At 64.5% G+C, this 20,918-nt stretch carries 15 protein-coding genes and 1 tRNA gene; 10 read left to right on the forward strand and 6 right to left on the reverse strand.

Going from position 1 to position 20,918, the window contains the following annotated elements; all coding sequences use genetic code 11:
- Positions 1–5: 5 nt before the first annotated feature.
- Positions 6–1,823 carry a phospholipid carrier-dependent glycosyltransferase gene (locus LDN85_RS06840; protein ID WP_223944961.1) on the reverse strand — a complete coding sequence of 606 codons (1,818 nt, stop codon included), beginning with the start codon at positions 1,821–1,823 and terminating at the stop codon, positions 6–8.
- A gap of 125 nt (positions 1,824–1,948) precedes the next feature.
- Here LDN85_RS06840 and rsmI point away from each other — a divergent pair, with 125 nt between their 5' ends.
- Complete coding sequence (gene rsmI / locus LDN85_RS06845; RefSeq protein ID WP_223945436.1) at positions 1,949–2,824, forward strand: 16S rRNA (cytidine(1402)-2'-O)-methyltransferase; 876 nt, start codon at positions 1,949–1,951, stop codon at positions 2,822–2,824.
- A 160-nt stretch (positions 2,825–2,984) separates the two neighbouring features.
- Positions 2,985–4,466, forward strand: coding sequence for an NAD-dependent succinate-semialdehyde dehydrogenase (locus LDN85_RS06850; protein ID WP_026542786.1), 1,482 nt, complete (start codon positions 2,985–2,987; stop codon positions 4,464–4,466).
- A gap of 223 nt (positions 4,467–4,689) precedes the next feature.
- Here the strand turns inward: LDN85_RS06850 and LDN85_RS06855 are convergent, their stop codons facing one another.
- Genes LDN85_RS06855 through LDN85_RS06865 form a run of 3 tightly spaced genes read right to left on the reverse strand, consistent with a single transcriptional unit; the run spans position 4,690 to position 9,812 of the window.
- Positions 4,690–7,191 carry a DUF3488 and transglutaminase-like domain-containing protein gene (locus tag LDN85_RS06855; protein WP_223944962.1) on the reverse strand — a complete coding sequence of 834 codons (2,502 nt, stop codon included), beginning with the start codon at positions 7,189–7,191 and terminating at the stop codon, positions 4,690–4,692.
- Entirely contained in the window at positions 7,188–8,714 is a 1,527-nt protein-coding gene (locus tag LDN85_RS06860; protein WP_223944963.1) for a DUF58 domain-containing protein, read from the reverse strand. The genes LDN85_RS06855 and LDN85_RS06860 overlap by 4 nt, the downstream gene beginning before the upstream one ends.
- 9 nt (positions 8,715–8,723) lie before the next feature.
- Positions 8,724–9,812, reverse strand: a complete 1,089-nt coding sequence (locus LDN85_RS06865; RefSeq protein WP_026542783.1) for a MoxR family ATPase — start codon at positions 9,810–9,812, stop codon at positions 8,724–8,726.
- A gap of 196 nt (positions 9,813–10,008) precedes the next feature.
- Here LDN85_RS06865 and LDN85_RS06870 point away from each other — a divergent pair, with 196 nt between their 5' ends.
- The 5 genes from LDN85_RS06870 to LDN85_RS06890 all read left to right on the forward strand — a co-directional run bounded on the left by LDN85_RS06870 (position 10,009) and on the right by LDN85_RS06890 (position 16,125).
- A complete protein-coding gene (locus LDN85_RS06870) occupies positions 10,009–10,896 on the forward strand; it encodes a TatD family hydrolase (protein WP_223944964.1) in 888 nt (295 codons plus the stop codon).
- A gap of 292 nt (positions 10,897–11,188) precedes the next feature.
- The gene (locus LDN85_RS06875) at positions 11,189–12,346 is read left to right on the forward strand and encodes a resuscitation-promoting factor (protein WP_091550765.1); all 1,158 of its coding nucleotides are present in this window, start codon (positions 11,189–11,191) and stop codon (positions 12,344–12,346) included.
- A 26-nt stretch (positions 12,347–12,372) separates the two neighbouring features.
- The gene (gene rsmA / locus LDN85_RS06880) at positions 12,373–13,254 is read left to right on the forward strand and encodes a 16S rRNA (adenine(1518)-N(6)/adenine(1519)-N(6))-dimethyltransferase RsmA (protein ID WP_026542780.1); all 882 of its coding nucleotides are present in this window, start codon (positions 12,373–12,375) and stop codon (positions 13,252–13,254) included.
- Positions 13,251–14,243: a 4-(cytidine 5'-diphospho)-2-C-methyl-D-erythritol kinase gene (locus LDN85_RS06885; protein WP_026542779.1), complete on the forward strand. Its 993-nt coding sequence runs from the start codon at positions 13,251–13,253 to the stop codon at positions 14,241–14,243. The genes rsmA and LDN85_RS06885 overlap by 4 nt, the downstream gene beginning before the upstream one ends.
- 52 nt (positions 14,244–14,295) lie before the next feature.
- Entirely contained in the window at positions 14,296–16,125 is a 1,830-nt protein-coding gene (locus LDN85_RS06890) for an ABC-F family ATP-binding cassette domain-containing protein (RefSeq protein WP_223944965.1), read from the forward strand.
- A 340-nt stretch (positions 16,126–16,465) separates the two neighbouring features.
- Here the strand turns inward: LDN85_RS06890 and LDN85_RS06895 are convergent, their stop codons facing one another.
- Entirely contained in the window at positions 16,466–16,867 is a 402-nt protein-coding gene (locus LDN85_RS06895) for a VOC family protein (RefSeq protein ID WP_223944966.1), read from the reverse strand.
- Positions 16,868–17,082: 215 nt separating this feature from the next.
- Positions 17,083–17,682: a TetR/AcrR family transcriptional regulator gene (locus LDN85_RS06900; protein WP_026542776.1), complete on the reverse strand. Its 600-nt coding sequence runs from the start codon at positions 17,680–17,682 to the stop codon at positions 17,083–17,085.
- Between the two features lie 299 nt (positions 17,683–17,981).
- On the opposite strand from LDN85_RS06900, the gene LDN85_RS06905 reads away from it, so the two are divergent.
- From LDN85_RS06905 to LDN85_RS06915, 3 genes are all read left to right on the forward strand, one after another.
- Positions 17,982–18,053, forward strand: a tRNA-Gln gene (locus LDN85_RS06905).
- Positions 18,054–18,173: 120 nt separating this feature from the next.
- The gene (gene glmU / locus LDN85_RS06910) at positions 18,174–19,673 is read left to right on the forward strand and encodes a bifunctional UDP-N-acetylglucosamine diphosphorylase/glucosamine-1-phosphate N-acetyltransferase GlmU (protein WP_026542775.1); all 1,500 of its coding nucleotides are present in this window, start codon (positions 18,174–18,176) and stop codon (positions 19,671–19,673) included.
- On the forward strand, positions 19,670–20,650 hold the full coding sequence (locus LDN85_RS06915; RefSeq protein ID WP_011774071.1) for a ribose-phosphate diphosphokinase: 981 nt from the start codon (positions 19,670–19,672) through the stop codon (positions 20,648–20,650). The genes glmU and LDN85_RS06915 overlap by 4 nt, the downstream gene beginning before the upstream one ends.
- Positions 20,651–20,918: the final 268 nt, after the last annotated feature.

A 20,918-nucleotide genomic window follows, 5' to 3' on the forward strand; every position in this document is an offset into this window, starting at 1 on the left:
GCCTCCTAGATCCACGACGGCATCCACATCCTCATCCGCCACTCCTGGTAGCTGATCACTTCCGCGGTCAGGACGGGGTAGAAGAACGCGGTCGCCACCACTGCCAGGACCACCACAAATCCCACCACGTAGAGCCCTGATCGACGCCGCCACGGAGGGTCGCTGCTGCGGCCCAGGACCAGGCCCAGCACGTAGGTCAGGCCAAGGACGAGGAACGGTTCAAAGGACACCGCATAGAAAATGAACATGGTGCGTTCCGGATACATGAACCACGGAAGGTACCCGGCGGCGACTCCAGCCAGGATGGCACCTGCACGCCAGTCGCGGCGGCCGGCCCACCAGAACAAAAGGACGACCAGCGCAATGGTTCCACCCCACCACACCACCGGATTGCCGACGGGCAGGATGGCCGAGGAACAGGTTTCCACCACGCAGCCAGGGGTGCCCTGTTTGGGGGTCTGGTAGTAGAAGGACGTAGGCCTGCCCATGACGAGCCAGGTCCAGGGGCTGGACTCGTACGGATGGTCCGAGCTGAGTCCCTGATGGAACTTGTACGCCTCCAAATGGTAATGGGCCAGGGACCGCACGGAATTGGGCAGCCAATCCCATCCCGGTGCAGGGTTGGTGGCCGCCCACTGCCGGTAGTAGGCATCCTTGGACAGGAACCAGCCCGTCCATGTAACTGCATAGGTGACCGCTGCTGCCGGAATAATGGTGACGAAGGCCAGGAGGCCGTCCTTGAGGATGCCGGCGCTGAACCAGCTGCGGATACCCGCGATACGCCGGGCGTTCAGGTCCCAGAGGACCGTCATCACGCCGAAGGCGGCTACGAAGAACAAAGCCGACCATTTGGTTCCCACGGCCAAACCGAGGCAGATCCCCGCAACCAGCCGCCACCAGCGCATTCCGAGCCATGGGCCGGCCACCAACTGCGTAGGGGAGGGGCGGCCCCGCGGGGAAGCAGCCGCCTGCGCGGCGAGCCGTGAAGCCAGACGACGGCGGCCGTCGTCGCGGTCCAACAGCAGGGCACCGAAGGCGGCAAGGATCCACAACGCAAGGAAAACGTCCAGCAAAGCAGTTCTGGAGAGCACCAAGTGATGGCCATCAATGGCCAGCAGGAGCCCGGCAACGGCGCCGAGCGTGTGGGAGCGGAACAACTTCAGGGCGATAAGCGAGACGAGGAATACGGTCACTGTTCCCGCCAGCGCTGCGGAGAAACGCCAGCCGAACGGGTTGTCGCCACCGAACAGCCACATTCCAAAGGTGATCATCCACTTGCCTACCGGCGGGTGGACAACATACTCCGGGGTGTTGAGGAGGACGTTGGGGTTGCCGGCATTGAAGGAGTCGTTGGCGTTGGCCGGCCAGCTGCGCTCGTAGCCGCTCACCAGATAGGAGTACGCGTCCTTGACGTAGTACGTCTCGTCGAACACCAGGCTGTGCGGAGCATCCAGCCGGAAGAAGCGGAGGATGCCGCCCAGCACGGCAGTGATGGTGGGGATCAGCCAGAACCACAGGCGCAGCGACGGCGGGTAGTCCCGCCAGCTCTGGATCCCGCCGATGAGGCGCTCCTTGAGGGCCTGGACGGTGTAAGCCTCTGCTGGCCGGGCTATCCACCGGTGGCCTTCCAGCCCGCGGCCGGGCAGCGTCGTGGCCTGCGTGTGATTGGCAGGCAGGGTCCGCCGTTGCCGCGTTAAGTCCCCGGGAACCGGGGCGGACGGTTGCTCCATGGTGTCCGCTGCAGCCGCGTCACCGGCTCCGGTGGTTGCTGGGGACGCCACAGGAGTTCCGGAAGTGCTGGCAGGAACGGGCGACTGGTTCACCCGCCCATGCTACCTTTCCATCCTTGCCGCAGCGTTGAGGTGCGGCGCTGGAGGCAGCGCGGCATTAGGCTTGGCAGGTGGACGAACAGCGCAGCACCCCGGACGAGGCACCTTACAGCGACGAACTGGACGAGGCCGTTCCTGCAGCCGGCGCCGGCGCAACTCCTGGCGTAGGCCGGATTGTGTTGGCTGCCACTCCCATCGGAAACGTGGGTGATGCGACCACGAGGCTGGTTGAACTCCTGGGGACCGCAGACATCGTGGCTGCAGAGGACACCAGGCGATTGCACCGGCTGGTGACGGCCCTGGGAGTGGAAGTCTCCGGACGGGTCATCAGCTACCACGAGCACAACGAGGCAGCCAAGACCGGCGAGCTCCTGGACCATGTGCGGGCAGGAAAGACCATCCTGATGGTCAGCGACGCCGGAATGCCCGCCGTATCGGACCCCGGGTTCCGTTTGGTGGAAGGCGCCGTTGCCGCGGGCTTGACCGTCACCGCCGTCCCTGGCCCCTCGGCCGTTCTGACCGCATTGGCACTGTCCGGCCTGCCAACCGACCGCTTCTGCTTTGAGGGGTTCCTGCCGCGTAAAGCGGGGGAGCGGAACTCACGTCTCGCGGACCTCGCGGACGAGCGCCGCACCATGGTCTTCTTCGAGGCCCCGCATCGGCTCGAAGTGATGCTCCGGGCACTCCACGAGCGCTTGGGTGCCGATCGCCGCGTAGCGGTGTGCCGCGAGCTGACCAAGACCTATGAGGAAGTTATTCGCGGAACCCTGCGCGACCTGCTCCAGTGGGCAGAGAACAACGAAGTCCGCGGCGAGATCGCCGTGGTAGTCGGTGGTGCGCCTGAACAGGAGCCCGGCAAACCCGAGGACCACGTCGCAGCCGTTAACGAACTCATCTCCCAGGGCATCCGCCTCAAGGAAGCCGTGGCAGCAGTGGCGGAGGACGCCCGCGTCAGCAAGCGGGAACTGTACTCGGCGGTACTCGCAGCGCGCTGATCGACGCTGTGCAGCTGCACAATTCAGCGCCTGCATGGCAGTGCGTGAAGGCGTAGACACTCCTTCTCACGGGGCAGTACGGTGGCAGTAATTCACGCCACTTCCGGCAACGAACCCCAGTGGTGCAATTCTCCAAAGCACCCAAGACGAAGGAGTCGCCATGACTGTCACGGTTGAACGCGAAAGCGAACTGCTGGCTTCCGTCCCCACCGGCCTGCTGATCAACGGTCAGTGGCGCCCGGCCGGATCCGGAAAGACCTTTGATGTTGAGGACCCGGCTACGGGCAAGGTCCTGCTCAGCATCTCCGACGCCGGTGCTGAAGACGGCGCTGCCGCCCTCGACGCCGCTGCTGCCGCCCAGGCCGATTGGGCCCGCACCGCCCCCCGCGAACGCGGCGAGATCCTGCGCCGCGCCTTTGAACTGGTCACCGAACGCGCCGAGGACTTCGCACTGCTGATGACCTTGGAAATGGGCAAGCCCTTGGCCGAGGCCCGCGGTGAAGTCACCTATGGCGCAGAGTTCCTGCGCTGGTTCTCCGAGGAAGCCGTCCGCGTGTCCGGCCGCTACTCTGCAGCCCCCGATGGCAAGAACCGCCTCCTGGTGCAGAAGAAGCCGGTGGGCCCCTGCCTGCTGATCACCCCGTGGAACTTCCCGCTGGCCATGGCTACCCGCAAGGTTGCCCCGGCCGTCGCCGCCGGTTGCACCATGGTGCTCAAGCCCGCCAACCTGACCCCGCTGACCAGCCTGCTGTTCGCACAGGTCATGCAGGAGGCCGGCCTTCCCGCCGGTGTCCTCAACGTCATCCAGACCTCCACCGCCGGTGCTGTCACCGGCCCGCTGATCAAGGATGACCGTCTCCGCAAGATCTCCTTCACCGGCTCCACCCCGGTGGGCCAGGCACTGATCCGCGAAGCCGCCGACAAGGTCCTGCGCACCTCCATGGAACTTGGCGGCAACGCCCCGTTCGTGGTCTTCGAGGACGCTGACCTGGACAAGGCCGTTGAGGGTGCCATCGCAGCGAAGATGCGCAACATGGGTGAGGCCTGCACCGCTGCGAACCGTTTCATCGTGCACGAGTCCATCGCCGACTCCTTCGCCGAGAAGTTTGCCGCCAAGATCGGCTCGCTCACCACTGCCCGCGGTACCGAGCCCGAGTCCAAGGTTGGCCCGCTGATCGACGGCAAGGCCCGCGACGGCGTTCACGCCCTGGTTTCTGAAGCCGTAGCAGGAGGTGCCACAGCCGTCACCGGTGGTGCCGCCGTCGACGGTCCCGGATACTTCTACCAGCCCACCGTGCTGAAGAACGTCGCGGCCGACGCCCGTATCCTCCAGGAAGAGATCTTCGGGCCGGTAGCGCCGATCATCACCTTCTCCACCGAGGACGACGCCGTTCGCCTGGCCAACAACACCGAGTACGGCCTGGTTGCCTACGTCTTCACCAAGGACCTCAACCGTGGCCTGCGCATCAGTGAGCGGATCGAAACCGGCATGCTCGGCCTGAACGCCGGTGTTATCTCCAACGCGGCGGCACCGTTCGGTGGCGTCAAGCAGTCCGGGCTGGGCCGTGAAGGCGGCTCCGAAGGCATCGAAGAGTACCTGTACACCCAGTACGTAGGTATCGCGGACCCGTACGCCGACTAAGCCTGCTCTTTCCACCAAGGAGCACGCCCGCCGCTCTCGCAACAAGAACGGCCGGTAAACGCAAGGGCCCGGTCCCGGGAACCACAAGTTCCTGGGGCCGGGCCTTTTGCTGTCTGCAGGATCCAGCGCCGCTGTGAGGTCGGTGGCGGTGTGAGGTCGGCGCCGGTGTGGCGTAGCGCAGCTGTGGCGTCAGTGCCGCTGTGGCGTCGGCGCAGCTGTGGCGTCAGCGCCGCTGGGGGAGCGCTCCCCGCAGCGTCCGCCACCACCGGGCAACCCCCCGCCCGGAAGCAGTACCGAGGGAACTTATGGCCCGGAACGGTGCGCCCAGCGCGTGCACCCACCGACGCATCATCGACGGCGGCAGCCAGTCGGCGCGGAAGCGCACCAGCCAGCGGGCATTGGTACGTAAGGATTCACGCACGACGGCGACGCGCGCCGCGGCCGCTGGCGCCGCCGACGGTGCGCTCCAACGGCCATAGCGCTGCCGCTCGAAATCCGAGGTGAGTGAGGCAACCGCGACGTGAGCGGCGTCGTCCATTCCTCCAGCTTCCCCGAGGGCTGTGCTGGAGCGAAGCCTTGCTGAGAAGTGCCTTGGCGTTTCGCTGGGCGTCGACGGCAAACCGTAGTCCGCAGCGAGGTCCTGCAGCTCCGCCCACGCCAGCTCAGGGACGGGATCCTTGAAGCCGGGCTCCAGGGCATCGGCGTCGTCGGCAGGCTTTTGGTTCAAGCGGCGCCGCCGCAGTATGGTCCGGCTCAGCCGCGGTGACCACAGGAACGCGAGCAGCAATACCACGCCTGCAGCCGCCGCGCCGATGACCGGCAGCGGGTTCGCGTTGGTTGTTCCCGCAGCGGGAGTTTCCACGCCCGGCAACGGAACAGGGGCCGGCGTGGCCGGGGCCGGGGTGGTCAGGACTTCTTTTTCGTCCGCATTGGTGCTGAGGTTGCCCGGAACGGAGGTTTCCGTAGCGTACTGGGGGACGACGCCGCGCGAAGGAGTGGGCTCGAACGGAACCCAGCCGAGGCCCTCGAAGTAGAGCTCGGGCCACGCATGGGCATCCCGGGCATCTACCTCGTACTCAGGGAAGGAACCCTGGCCCACCAACGCCACGGACTCGCCTGTCAGCCGGCCGGGTGCGTAACCCACGGCAATGCGGCTGGGAATACCCTCAGCCCGCGCCATGACGGCCATTGCCGAAGAGAAATGGACGCAGTAGCCACTCTTGACGGTAAGGAAGTCGGCCAGGACTGAGAGACCGTTGCCGTCGTAGCCGTTCTGCACCGGAGCCTGCAAAGAGTACGTAAATTCACCGGAGCGCAGGTATTTCTGGATGGCCAGTGCCTTGCCGTAGTTGCTGCTCTGGGAGGCAGTGACGGAATCGGCTGTTTGCCGCACGATGTCGGGAAGGTTGCCCGGAATCCGCAGGAAGTCCTCTGAGATGCCTTGGGGAGCCGCGGTGGCACGGGACAGGGATTCTGCCGTGATTTTCGGGGCGCCGGAAAACACCACATACCGCTGGGCACGGGTGGTGGTCTCGTTACTCATGATGCTCAACGTGGCAGGATCCCAGGTCCAGCGCCCATTAAGGCCGTTGACCGATGCTGGCGCGAAGGGAGCAGGAAGGTAGGGGCTGGTGAACAGGCCGGCATTGACCGACGTGACTGTGTTCACCACTTCGCCTTGGACCGCGTATCCGGTTTCGATCCTGTCGGCACCCGCGCGCCGCTGCGCTGTACGGTCATCCGGGGCCCAGGTTTCGCCGTCGAAGTGGTCAATGGTCACTGACCTCAGGTAAAGAGGGCCGCTGGCACTGGTTGCATAGGTGATGCGGCCCGATCCCGTGGGGCTCCGGAGGCTGTTGCCCAGCGTGATCATGGGGTTGAGTCCGTTGGAGGTGCCCCAGGGACTCAGCCGCGATCCTTGGGGAAAGGTCCCGGTCTCGAACCCCGGAATGGCCAGCGGAACCACCATGGTCAAGGCCAGCGCCAAGCCTCCGGTCACCAAGGAGCGCCGGAATTGGCCCGAGCCCCTGCCGGATCCGGACTGGAGCCTGGCATCAGGGGCAAACCAGTGGCTGCATCCCAAAATGAGGAGGTACCCAACAGTGGCGCCAATGAAACCGGCAACGCCCACGCTCTGCGGTTTGATGGTGGCCGGAACCACCATCACTGCCAGAAGGCCGATACCGCTGGCCGCGGGCATCGAAAGTGGCACTGCCAAAGCGTCGATCAGGATCACCAGGAGACCCAAACACGCGCACATGACGAAGACGATCCCCGCATTGGGAGCCACCGGGGCACTTTCGGAAACCACGGTCTCGGCAGCGCGTTTGACCAGGCGTCCGACGGCGGTAAAGGTCCCCGGAGTGGGGATGAAGCCCGCCAGGCTTTCCTGCCGGAAGAATGTGAAGCTGAGAATCCCCGCGAGCGAGGCGAACGAACCCAAGGTAGCCAACAGCGGTTTGGCCCGGAGTGCCCGGAGGAGGGCCAACGTCAGCGCAACGACCACCACTGTGGTGATCAAGGGCATGAACCAGGCCCACCCCCTGAGGACACCGTTCAAGGACAAGGCAGCGCCCAGGACGGCAACAACGATCGACCCTGCCATGACCCAGGGGTAAGGGCCGGGGCCCGGGGTCCGTGGGCGCGGGGACGCCGACGGCTTCGGCCCGGTGGTTCCGCCGGGAAGAACAGGGGCAGGGGACCCCCTGTGGGATGTTGCGGTCATCGGGGCACCGCCGCTCCACGGCGAACGTCCATGGCTGCTCCTGCCGCGGCCACGATTCCGCCTTCGTCAAAGGAAGACCAGGCAGCGGCCAACTGGGTCCTGGAGGTCACCACGGCCACACGCCAACCTGCCAGGCGCAGAATCTCCAGGACATCATCATTGTTCCGGTTGGCATCACTGACCATCAGGACAAACGCGTTGGCACCGTAGGCTGCCGCGGGCGCCAGCGACCGGGCCTCGGCAGGAGTCAGGGTGCCCAGCAGGGCAAGAAGCGGGCCGCGAAGGCGGTGGGCGGCCAGTTTGTCCATGAGCCGGTCATCGAAGGCGGAATCGGAGGCATCCGAGCTGGCGGGGGCCGCTACGGGGGCCGTTGCGGGGCCAGCGGCGCGGTCGGGCCCGTGGTTGTCTGCCCTGCGCTGGTCCGGCCTGCGCTGGTCCGGCCCGTGGTGCTCTGGCTTATGGTGGTCCGGCTTATGGTGCTCTGCGCGGGGGTGCCTGGGGCCGCTGAGTTCAATGGCGGCCAGCCCTTCGGCGATGGCCTGCAGCCCGCCGATGCCGGTGAATTCTTCGGTATCCGGCTCCGACGCCGATCGCGAACGGATGAACGCGGGGCTGCCGAAAACATCCAGTACACGCAAGGAGTAGTTTGATTCCGCCAGATGCGCCGCGATGGACATTGCCGCTGTTACCACCCATTCGAAGCCGGGGCTGGTCACCAGGTCCGAGTCCTCGTCATGGCCTCCGGACATGAAACCCGAGCCTGCTGCAAAAGCGGTGAAGCGCTGGTCAAGGATAAGGGTGGCCTCGGGGGTGGTCACCGATTCCTCTTGGCGGACCATGAGTTGGCCGTGACGTGCGGTAGCCGCCCAATGCACGCGGCGCATGGGATCGCCGTGCCGGTATTCGCGGGTCATGATGTCATCGTCGCTGGGGTTGGCCCTGATGCGCGTGGCTGTCACACCGTCGTTGCCGCGCGCACCTGCCAGCCCGGTGACAGGAAGTTCGACGGCGGCCGGCGTCACGGTGAGGATGTCGCCGTCGTCGATTGCATGCCGCCGCAGCGACAAACCGAAGGGGTCGCTGAACTCTGCCGTGACCGGACCTATGCGGAACTGTCCGCGCTTACCGGAGCGCAGATGGTATTCGTAACGGCTGGTTCCTCCGGACGCGGAGCGGGCCGGGAAGCGGAATGCCGGGGGCGAACCGAAGCGGGGAGGCAACTGCTCCTCCATGATGACGTGCCCCGTGGAATACGAGGACCGGGCAACAGCCAATCGAACGGTGGTGGTGCTGGAAGTCTCCACTGTGGAGGGATTGAACTCCCGGTACACCTGGAACTTGGGTTTCAGCACCCGTACCCCGGCCAGGGCCACGAGCGGCAGGATAAGCAACAAGACCGCCAGGGTCAGCAGATCCCGCCTCCCCATGACGTAGGCGCACCCGAGGGAGACGGCTCCGGCCGCCAGCAAGCCCCAGCCGCGATTGGTAAACAAGTGCTTGGGGAGCCGATCCACGAGCGCCATTACTGCCTCCTAGGCGGTGTGCCTGTCCCTGCGCCATGCGCCGGGTGGTTCCTGGGCAACCGGCAGGGCAGCCAGGATGCCCCGAAGAATGCTCTGCGGCGTATCACCGGAGCTCGCAGCTTTGCGGTCCAGGATGATCCGGTGCGCCAATACGGATTCGGCCACGTCCACCACGTCATCGGGCAGGACGAAGTCCCGGCCGTCCAATGCCGCAGTTGCCTTGGCTGCCCTCAGCAGCTGCAACAAGGACCGCGGGCTCGCGCCGAGGCGGAGGCGTGCGGAGTCGCGGGTAGCCCGCCCGATGGCAACGGTGTATTCCTTGATGGCCGTGGACACATACACCTGCTGCACGGCGGCGATCATGGCCGCGACGTCGGCGGCCGAGACCACGGGGGTCACGTTGACCAGGGGAGAAGCCGCCTGGTGCGTCTCCAGCATCTCGATTTCGGCTTCCTTGTCCGGATAGCCCATGGAAATCCTTGCCATGAAACGGTCGCGCTGGGCCTCGGGCAGCGGGTAGGTGCCCTCCATTTCGATGGGGTTCTGTGTCGCGACCACCATGAAGGGAAGTCCCAGCTGGTAGGAATGCCCGTCAACGGTGACCTGGTGCTCTTCCATGCACTCCAGCAGCGCGGACTGGGTCTTGGCCGAAGCACGGTTGATTTCGTCGCCGATGACTATGTTCGCGAACACTGCGCCGGGCCGGAACTCAAACTGCCGTGAGGACTGGTTGTAGATGGAGACACCGGTGACGTCCGAGGGCAGGAGATCGGGCGTGAACTGGATGCGGGAGACCGTGCAGTCCACGGTCCGGGCCAAAGTCTTTGCCAGCAGGGTCTTGCCTACGCCGGGAACGTCTTCCAGCAGGAGGTGGCCCTGGGCGAGCAACACTGTCAAAGCGAGCTTGGCGGCATCGGCTTTGCCATCGATGACCTTGCTGATGGATCCCAGGATGCGTTCGCTGGCATCGTGGAAGCGCTCCGCGTCCATGACCTGCGGCCTGTGTCCATTCAGTGCCGCACCATCCCGTGGCAGCGTACTGTAAGCCTCCCCTTGGAACGGGGTAGGTTCAACGGATACTTGTCGCTTGGACTCCATGGATTGCCCTTCAGCCGTGGCCACTGCATCAGCAATCATGGTGATGTGTTGCTGTTGTTGACCGTCTGTCCGTTCCAGACTACCCAGACATTGGTCGCCTCTGACATAGTGCCCGGGAATTTATGTGCCAAGTGGAATTTATCTCCGCGGGCCCGGCCACCACTCAGGGGGACCGCGGTCCGATTAAGGTGGGAGCATGTGTAATTCGCTCGCTCCTGCTCCGTACCGCGCACCATCCGGGGATACAGATTCCCGCAAGGAGTACCCGCCCCCACCGGAACCCCTTCCCGTCCCCGTCATGGACAACCACACGCACTTGGATTTCAGGCACGGGCTGATAGAGGTTTCCGTCAAGGACGCCATGGATTCGGCCGAGGCTGTTGGGGTGCAGGGAGCCGTCCAGGTGGGCTGCGACCTGGACTCCTCCCGCTTTACCGTCCAGGCTGTGGACGCGGACCCCCGCCTGCTTGGGGCGGTGGCGATCCACCCCAACGATGCCCCGGTCTACGCGGGGCGCGGCGAACTGGACTCGGCCCTGGCCGAGATCGAAGAGCTGGCGGGCCACCCCCGAATCCGCGCCATCGGCGAAACGGGGTTGGATTTCTTCCGGACCCACGGGGAAGGGCTTGTGGCCCAGCGGTACTCCTTCCGGCGACACATAGATATTGCCAAGCGGCTGGGATTGACCTTGCAAATCCATGACCGTGACGCCCACGACGACGTGGTGCAGGTCCTGATGGAAGAAGGCGCCCCGGAACGGGTGGTGTTCCACTGTTTCTCCGGGGACGAAGAATTGGCCCGGACCTGCAACCAGAACGGGTGGTACATGTCGTTTGCCGGCACCATGACATTCAAGAACGCCGGGAACCTTCGCGCAGCCTTGGCGATCGCCGAACCACGCCGGATCCTGGTGGAAACCGATTCACCGTTCCTCACGCCCCACCCGCACCGTGGACGGCCCAATGCCAGCTACATGGTTCCGTACACGGTCCGGTCCATGGCTGAAGTGACAGGAGATGACCTCTCCGAGCTCTGTTCGCGCCTGGCGGAAAACACGCTCCAGGCCTACGGTTCATGGGCCTAGGGCTGTGCTGGCGAGGTCCTTGGAGCACCTCGGGATGAATACCGGGTATGCAGAAGTCTTGGCTCGTTTATAACAGATCGGTTACTGTGTTAAACAAGTAGCCGGGGTCGGGGAAGGCCTTCGGACAACTGGGCCCGCTTAACACCGGCCTGAATCAGTTGAATGTAATTGGCGGCGCAGATGCCGGCAGCAAGTGTGGGACCAGGCTTTGTGCCTGGCCCCTCCGTTTTGCCGCTGGCATTATTTCTGTGCTTTTCCCCGTGCCCGGACGGTCTGAGAGTTATGGGCAATCGTGATCAAGTTCTTCACAACGGATGGCAAGTTCAGCTTCCTCAAAGTCGGTGCCCAGTTGCTGGTTGTTGCAGCGCTGGTGGTCGGTGTTGTCGCCTTCGTGGGCAACAACAAGACCGTCACCCTCAACGTGGACGGCAAGGTAAGTTCCATCCAGACCTTTGGCGGCACCGTTGACCAGGTGGTCAAGGCAGCCAAGGTCGAGCTGAAGGACGCAGACAGGGTTTCACCGGCCCTCGACGCCCGCGTAGACAACGGTTCCGTGGTGAACATCAACCTCGCCAAGGCCGTGTCCATTGAACTGGACGGTGCACGCAAGACCGTGAACACGAACGCCCCGGACGTTGCCGCGCTCGTCAGCGAACTCGGCGTGGCAAGCTCCTCCCAGATCTCCCAGCCCAAGGAAGCATCGCTGGAAGTCACCGGATCCTTCGTTTCCATCTCCACGCCCAAGACCATCAGCCTTGTGGCTGACGGCAAGGACACCAGCACCACCACGACGGCGGCGGACGTCGCCACTGTCCTCAAGGACTCCGGCATCACCGTCGGCGCCAACGACCGCATCTCACAGCCTGGCAACGCGCCCATCGTCCAGGACATGGTGATCAAGGTCTCCCGCGTGGACCTCAGCAAGACCGCCGAAGCCACCGAAGAGGTGCCTTTCGAAAGCGTGAAGACCGAATCCGCCGATCTGTACAAGGGCGAAGAAAAGGTGACCCAGGAAGGCGTAGCCGGTTCCCTGGTCAAGACTTTCAAGTTGGTCCTGGTTGACGGACGCGAAGCATCACGTGCCCTGGTTTCGAGCAATGTCACCACAAAGCCGGTCACCGAAAAGGTCAGCGTCGGCACCAAAGCCCGCCCCGTAGCTGCGGCTCCGGCCAAGGCTTCGGCCCCCACCTCCAGCGGTCCTACCGGCGCCCCGAACGAGGCAATGTGGGACAGGATCGCCCAGTGTGAATCCGGCGGAAACTGGTCCATCAACAGCGGCAACGGCTACTACGGCGGCCTCCAGTTCTCCAGCCCCACCTGGCTTGCCAACGGTGGCGGCGCCTATGCTCCGAACGCCAGCCTGGCCACCAAGGCCCAGCAGATCGACATCGCCAACCGCCTCTACGCCAAGAACGGGCTCCGCGACTGGGGCTGCGCGCACGCAGCCTGACCCCTCACAGGCGATACGATACCTAGGTGACTGAACCGAATTCCGAACCCGCCGCCGTCGCGCCTTTGATGGGTGCCACTGACATTCGACGGCTTGCCGAGGAAATCGGTGTACGCCCCACGAAGACCCTCGGGCAGAACTTTGTCATCGACGGCAACACCATCCGCAGGATCGTATCTGCCGCAAACATCGACTCCGGTGAAACCGTGCTGGAGGTCGGCCCAGGTCTGGGATCCCTGACCCTCGGTTTGCTGGATGCCGCCAAGACCGTGGTGGCGGTGGAGATCGACCCCGTCCTGGCCGAAAAGCTGCCGGCAACCGTCCGGGCGTGGCGGCCCGGGGCGGAAGAGAACTTCCACCTGGTGCTTTCCGACGCCATGAAGGTCACCGAACTGCCCGTGCCCCCAACGGCATTGGTAGCCAACCTGCCCTACAACGTTGCCGTCCCGGTGGTGCTTCACCTGCTGCAGCACTTCCCGAGCCTGCAGCACGGCTTGGTCATGGTCCAGGACGAGGTAGCAGACCGGCTGGCTGCAACACCTGGCTCCAAGATCTACGGTGTTCCCTCCGTCAAGGCAGCCTGGTACGGGCATATGCGAAAAGCCGGCGTGATCGGCATGAACGTCTTTTGGCCCGCACCCAAAATCCATTCCGGGCTTGTGGCCTTCACCCGCCATGACCCGCCCCAAACCCATGCCACCCGCGAACAGGTCTTCGCCGTGATCGACGCCGCCTTTGCCCAGCGTCGGAAGACCCTCCGTGCAGCCCTGGCCGGCTGGGCCGGCAGTGCTGCAGAAGCAGAGCGCTGCCTGGTTGCGGCCGGCGTGGACCCCACCGCCCGCGGCGAGGTCCTGGACATCTCCGCCTACGTCAAAATCGCCGAAGCACGCCACCCCGTGGACGCATGAACCCGGGCATCCGAAAACCAAGCAGCCTCCCGTTCGCGGGGGACCGCTTCCATGCCCGGACAGTCCGCGTCAAAGCGCCCGGGAAAGTCAACGTCTCCCTGAGCGTCGGCCCGCTGCGGCCCGATGGATACCACTCCGTGGCCAGCGTCTACCTTGCGGTCTCCTTGTATGAAGAGGTGGCGGCCACCAGCACGGAGACTGACGGCATCACCATCAGCATCAGCCCGGACAGTGCGTTGGACCTCGACGGCGTGGACATCCCGCTGGATGAACGGAACCTTGCCTACAAAGCAGCGGCGATCATGGCCGAAATGTCCGAAAAGCCGACCGGCGTCCACCTTGAAATCACCAAGCGGGTGCCGGTCGCCGGTGGCATGGGAGGCGGCTCAGCGGATGCCGCTGCCACGCTCCTGGCCTGCGATGCACTCTGGAACAGCGGCCTTTCCCGCGAGGAACTTGCCCATCTGGCAGCCGAGTTGGGCGCAGACGTACCGTTCTCGCTCCTGGGAGGCACCGCCGTTGGGCTTGGCGTGGGCGACAAACTCTCGCCGGCCCTGGCCAAGGCGCAAATGGATTGGGTGCTGGTCTTCGCGGATTACGGACTTTCCACGCCGGATGTGTTCCGCACTCTTGATGGCCTTCGGGACTCGGAAGGCGTCGAAATTCCTGAACCTGTTGACGTGGATCCCACCATTTTGCAGGCGCTCCGCAACGGTGATCCGGAGACCCTCAGCCGGGTGCTCATCAACGATCTCCAGCGGGCGTCCATAGCTTTGGCCCCACAGCTCCGGGACACCATTGGACTGGGCGAGGCCCGCGGCGCACTTGCCGGCATGGTGTCCGGCTCCGGGCCCACCATCGCGCTGCTTGCCCGGGATTCGGTTTCAGCCACGGTTCTTGCCGAAGAACTGGGTCACCGCGGACACACAGCTTTGGCTGTCCATGGCCCCGTGCCAGGCGCCCGGATCATCTCCGATACCCTGCTTTAGAACCCCTCCAACTCCTGTACCTCCGCATTCCAGCAGTAGAAAGTAGTACCCATTGGCCCACCTGCTCGGCGGCGAAAACCTCACCGTTTCGTTCGCGACCCGCACAGTCCTCGACGGCGTCACCCTCGGTTTGGAGGATGGCGACCGCATCGGCATGGTGGGGCGCAACGGCGACGGCAAGTCCACCCTCATGCGCCTGCTCGCCATGCGCTCCACGCCGGACTCCGGCCGTGTGACCAAACGTGGTGACGTCAACGTCGGTTACCTGGACCAGGGAGATGTACTCGACGGCGACCTCACGGTGGGCGCCGCGATCGTCGGCGACCGTGCGGACCACGAATGGGCCGCCAACGCCAAGATCCGCGAAGTCATGGGCGGCCTGGTGGGCGACGTCGACTGGCACGCCAACGTCCATGCGCTCTCCGGTGGGCAAAAGCGCCGCGTCGCGCTGGCCAAGCTCCTCATCGAAGACCACGACGTCATCATGCTGGATGAACCCACCAACCACCTCGACGTCGAAGGCGTCGCCTGGCTGGCCCGGCACCTGAAGACCCGCTGGCGCGCGAACCAGGGCGCCTTCCTCGTGGTCACCCACGACCGCTGGTTCCTTGACGAAGTCTGCAACTACACCTGGGAAGTCCACGATGCCATGGTGGACATGTTCGACGGCGGATACGCCGCCTACGTTCTGGCCCGCGCCGAGCGTGACCGCACGGCCGCCGTCGTCGAAAATAAACGCCAGCAGCTCGTCAAGAAGGAACTGGCCTGGCTGAGGCGCGGCGCCCCCGCCAGGACCGCCAAGCCCAAATTCCGCATCGAAGCTGCCAACGACCTCATCGCCGACGTGCCGGATCCCCGCGACTCCGTGGCGCTGAGCAAAATGGCCACCGCACGCTTGGGCAAGGACGTGCTGGACCTGGAAAACGTCAGCCTGGACTTCTTGGGCGGCGAGAGCGGACAGAAGCTCTTTGACAACATCACGCTTCGGCTCGCCCCGGGTGAACGCCTGGGCTTGGTGGGTGTGAACGGTGCCGGGAAGTCCACGCTGCTGAAACTGCTCAACGGTGAGATCCAACCAAGCTCCGGGAAAGTGAAGCGCGGAAAGACCGTAGTCACTGCTGTGCTCACCCAGGACGTCAAAGAGCTGAACGACGTTTCGGATCTGCGCGTTATTGAAGTGATCGAACGCGAGAAGCGGTCCTTCAGCGTGGGCGGCAAGGAATTCACTGCCGGTCAGCTCGTTGAACAGCTTGGGTTCACCAAAGAAAAGCAGTGGACCCCCGTTTCGGACCTTTCCGGTGGCGAACGGCGACGACTCCAGCTCCTGCGCTTGCTGGTAGGGGAGCCCAACGTCCTCATGCTGGACGAACCCACCAACGACCTCGATACCGACACGTTGGCCGCCGTTGAAGACGTCCTGGATGGCTGGCCCGGAACCCTGGTGGTTGTCAGCCACGACCGCTACCTCCTGGAACGCGTCACGGACAACCAGATGGCGTTGCTCGGCGACGGCAAGCTCCGCGGCCTGCCCGGTGGCGTGGATCAGTACCTCGAACTGCGCGAAGCCGCCCTTGCCTCGGGTGCCATCGGTGGCAGTTCCGGTGCGCCGACCTCTGCAAGCGGCTCTTCTTCCGCTGCCGCTCCGTCCGGCGCCAGCGAAGCCGAAAAACGCGAGGCCCGCAAGGACCTCAACAGGATCGACCGGCAGCTCGGCAAGATCTCCCAGCAGGAAGAAAAGCTCCACACCCAGATGGCCGCGAAGTCCGAATCGGGCGACTTCGACGCCCTGGGGGAGCTCAATGCCAAGTTGCAGGAGTTGCTCGAAGAAAAAGAGGGGCTTGAGCTCGAGTGGTTGGAGGCCGCCGAAATCCTCGGCGAGTAGTTCCTGGCGGGTGCCGGGGCGCGCATCCTCCGCGTGCTGGCTCGTGTCTCGTGCTGGCGGCGCAGGGGCGCGCATCCTCCGCGTGCTGCTCCTTCGTCGCTTTGACGCACGCTTCCGGATGCCCGCCGCTGCGCCTGTGTGTTTCCAACGATCTCTCACATCCCCTGGGTTTGGGGGCGACGGTCTCTCACATCCCCGGGGTTTGGGGGCGACCGTCTCTCACATCCCCTGGGTTTGGTGGCGACGGTCTCTCACATCCCCTGGGTTTGGTGGCGACGTTCTCTCACATCCCCGAGGTTTGGGGGCGACGGTCTCTCACATCCCCGGGGTTTGGGTGGCTCTAACGCACACCTTCGTAGCCTATGAGCCAGCGGAGACCGTGACGGTCAACTACTTGACCGTCTGAGGCACCCCAAGGCTTTGGCGCCAGCGGATCCAGGACTTGACCTCCGTCGGCCAGTTTGTCGAACCATTCGTGAAGAACTTTGGGTTCGGCAGTTCCCAGCAGTGAGAGCATGGCACCTTGAATGCTGACGGCCATTTCGTCACCGGCAGCATCTGAACCCATCAGCGAGACCACGCCACTCAGGACGCCATGGGCGATGGCGTCCGGGAGGCCGTCAGTTCGGTTGAATTCAGCAAAGCTGTGCAACGAAAGCTCCCCGCCGAAAATCTCGGCGTAGAAACTCAGGGCCTCACGCGCGGTCCCGGGAAAGGTGATGTAGAGCTGGGGAGCTGTCATGTGCACATCCTACAAACCCGCCGCTCAGGGGCGGGGGATGTGGATGAGGGTTGGGTTGAAGGGTGGGGGATGTGGATGAGGGTTGGGTTGAAGGGTGGGGGATGTGGAAGAGGGTGCATGAAGGTCGCCCGTGAGCGGAGGGTCACCTATGCATTGTGTCCAAGCCTCGGCGAAGGGCGTTGGCGCCGTGGAGGTGTCCACAGGCTCACACGCAGTCAGGCTTCTGAACGCAGTCCAGGTTCCTTCTGCAGACCCGTAAGGCCGTTCCAAGCCAGGTTCACCAAGTGCGCGGCAACAGCCCGTTTGTCCGGCGTGCGGCTGTCGAGCCACCACTGTCCGGTCATCGCCACCATTCCCACCAGCATCTGCGCATACATGGCACCGTCCGCGGCGCTGAATCCCCGGCGGGCGAATTCGTCGGACAGCAGGTGCTCCACCCGTGCCGTGACGTGCGAGAGAAGTGTGGAGAAGGCGCCTTCGGGCTGTGAGGGCGGGGCATCGCGCATCAGGATCCGGAAACCGTCGGTGCGGTCTTCGATGTAGCCGAGGAGGGCCAACGCTGCCCGTTCCACCAGGACCCGGGGCTTGGCTTCGGTGCTGAGGGCCTCGGTGATGGAGTCCAGCAGAATCCGGAATTCGGTCTCCACAACCTGCCTGTACAGGCCTTCCTTGGAGCCGAAGTGCTCGTAGATGACGGGTTTTGACACTCCTGCGCTGGCAGCGATTTCCTCAATGGTGGTGCCATCGAGGCCGCGGGCCGCGAAGAGTGCCCGGCCAATGCCGATCAGTTGGGATTTGCGCTGTTGCCCGGTCATCCTGGTGCGTACTGCGGGGCCGCTGGAAACCTGTTCCAAGGGCTCGGCGGTTTCCTCGGGCCGGGGGAGTTCAGTGCGCTTGCTCACGTGACCATCATGCCTTAAGGGCAGGGTGCGGGCCCGGTGCGGCAGGGTGGAAAGGGGTCCAGGACACGTCCTGTGGTGCGCCGCGGAAGGGGGATCGGGCGGTCAAGTCGCGAAGCACGCAATGGTCATGGCAAACTAGTTTCTTGTGTGTGCATCCCGGTAGCCCGGGAAACTGTCAGGCCCTGCTGCCTGAGGGTGTGAATCATGCACGGTCCGCTCTGGTGTAATGGCAGCACCCCGGCCTTTGGAGCCGTGGAGTATAGGTTCGAATCCTATGGGCGGAACGGTCGGAAAATGCGCTCCTCTCTGTACCTGGAACGGCTCAAACGGTGCCCGGGTCCGATGGGATGGCAGCATTCCGAAGCCGGGTTACCCGGGACATACCGAGCAAGGAGAGCCAGTACGTGAGCCCCGAATCCAACGGTCCCGCAGCGGTCATAGTTTTGGCCGCAGGCGCTGGAACGCGCATGAAGTCCCGGACCCCCAAGATTCTCCACGAAATTGGCGGACGCTCCATGGTGGGCCACGCCCTTCTGGCAGCCCGCTCCATCTCTCCGCTGAAGCTCGCCCTCGTTGTCCGCCATGAACGCGACCGCGTGGCTGGGCACGTCACAGCGCTGGATCCCGAAGCCCTCATTGTTGACCAGGACGATGTTCCCGGCACAGGCCGTGCAGTGGAGGTGGCCCTCAAGGCCCTGGACGCCGAGGCCGAACTGGTTGGCACCGTTGTTGTCACCTATGGCGATGTTCCGCTGTTGACCGGCGAATTGCTGGGCGAACTCGTCAGCACCCATGAGGCTGAGCACAACGCAGTCACCGTCCTGACCGCCGTATTGGACGACGCCACCGGCTACGGCCGGATCCTCCGCGCCGAGGACGGCACGGTCACCGGCATTCGTGAGCACAAAGACGCCAGCGAGGCTGAGCGCAGCATCCGCGAGGTCAACTCCGGTATCTATGCTTTCGACGCCGCAGTGTTGCGCACCGCCCTTGCGAAGGTCACGACGGACAATGCGCAGGGCGAGATGTACCTGACGGATGTCCTGGGACTGGCGCGCGACGCCGGTGGCCGGGTTGCCGCCGTCGTGACTGAAGACCGCTGGCAGGTTGAGGGCGCCAACGACCGTATCCAGCTTTCCGCGCTTGGTGCCGAGCACAACCGCCGCATCATCGAGTCCTGGATGCGCGCAGGCGTTACCGTCGTGGACCCGAACACCACATGGATCGACTCGACCGTGAACCTCGACGAAGACGTCCGGCTGCTGCCGAACACCCAACTTCACGGCTCCACCACGGTGGCGCGCGACGCCGTCGTGGGTCCCGACACCACCTTGACCGACGTCCACGTCGGTGAGGGCGCCAAGGTGACCCGCACCCATGGTTCGGGTTCCACGATTGGTGCCAAGGCGAGTGTCGGACCGTTCACGTACCTCCGTCCGGGCACGGTCCTGGGCGAGACGGGCAAGATCGGCGCTTTCTACGAAACGAAGAACGTGACCATCGGCCGCGGTTCGAAGCTGTCCCACCTGGGCTACGCCGGCGACGCGGAAATCGGTGAGGACACCAACATCGGCTGCGGCAACATCACGGCCAACTACGACGGCGAGAAGAAGCACCGCACGGTGATCGGCTCGGGCGTCCGCACCGGTTCAAACACGGTATTCGTGGCTCCCGTGACTGTTGGCGACGGCGCCTACAGTGGCGCCGGCGCCGTCATCCGCAAGGATGTTCCCGCAGGAGCCTTGGCCCTGAGCCTGGCCGCGCAGCGCAATGCTGAAGGTTGGGTCACTGCCAACCGCCCGGGCACCGCCTCCGCCAAGCTGGCCGAAGCCGCGCAGGAACCGGCAAACGCCTCCACATCTTCACAATCCCCGGCAACCATAGAAGAAGGCAAACAGGCATGAGCGAAATTACCGCACACGGAGAGAAGAAGTTGATTCTCGCCGCCGGAAGGGCGCATCCGGAGCTGGCGCAGGAAATCGCGAAGGAGCTGGAGACCGAACTCCTGCCCATCGACGCCTACGACTTCGCCAATGGGGAAATCTACGTCCGTTCGGCCGAGAGCGTGCGAGGCACCGATGCCTTCGTCATCCAGGCCCACCCGGCGCCGCTGAACAACTGGCTCATGGAGCAGTTGATCATGATCGACTCACTGAAGCGGGCCTCTGCCAAGAGGATCACGGTTGTTTCGCCGTTCTACCCGTACTCCCGCCAGGACAAGAAGGGCCGTGGCCGCGAGCCCATCTCCGCCCGCCTGGTGGCCGACCTCTACAAGACCGCCGGTGCGGACCGCATCATGTCCGTGGACCTGCACACCTCGCAGATCCAGGGCTTCTTCGATGGTCCCGTTGACCACTTGATGGCCATCCCGCTGCTGGCTGACTACATCCGCACCAAGGTTGAAGCCGACAACATCACCGTTGTTTCCCCGGACACCGGCCGCGTCCGCGTTGCCGAGCAGTGGGCCGAGCGACTGGGCGGCGCCCCGCTGGCGTTCGTGCACAAGAGCCGTGACCTCACCGTCCCCAACCAGGCTGTCTCCAAGACTGTTGTTGGCCAGGTGGAAGGCCGCACCTGCGTCCTGATCGACGACATGATCGACACCGGTGGAACCATCTCCGGCGCCGTTCAGGTCCTGAAGAACGCCGGTGCCAAGGACGTCATCATTGCCTGCACGCACGCGGTCTTCTCCGACCCCGCCGCGCAGCGCCTGGCCGACTCCGGTGCCCGCGAAGTCGTGGTTACCAACACGCTGCCCATTCCGGCCGAGAAGCGGTTCCCGTCCCTGACGGTGTTGTCGATCGCGCCGCTGATTGCCCGCGCCATCCGTGAAGTGTTCGACGACGGTTCGGTCACCAGCCTGTTCGACGGCAAGGCATAAGAAAGTCTGTTCCAAAACGGGCCATCAGCAGCTTGCGAGCTTGCGGGTGGCCCGTTTTGCTGCCCGTTTTCATGTTGCACGCGTTCCGCTGCTAAACTCTTGGGGATACCTTGGCGAGGGAGAGCACATCCGGTCCACATTGCGTGGGCTTGGGTTGCGGGTCTCCGTTATCGACTGGGTCTGCATCTCCTTCAACACAGGCGGAACGGCTGCTCAGCGGTCGATCCCAGCCGGGCGTAGAAGGTCTCCAGACCTCCGCCCTTGCTGA

Source organism: Arthrobacter sp. StoSoilB20, from assembly GCF_019977295.1.
In the GTDB taxonomy this organism is placed as follows: Bacteria; Actinomycetota; Actinomycetes; order Actinomycetales; family Micrococcaceae; genus Arthrobacter; species Arthrobacter nicotinovorans_A.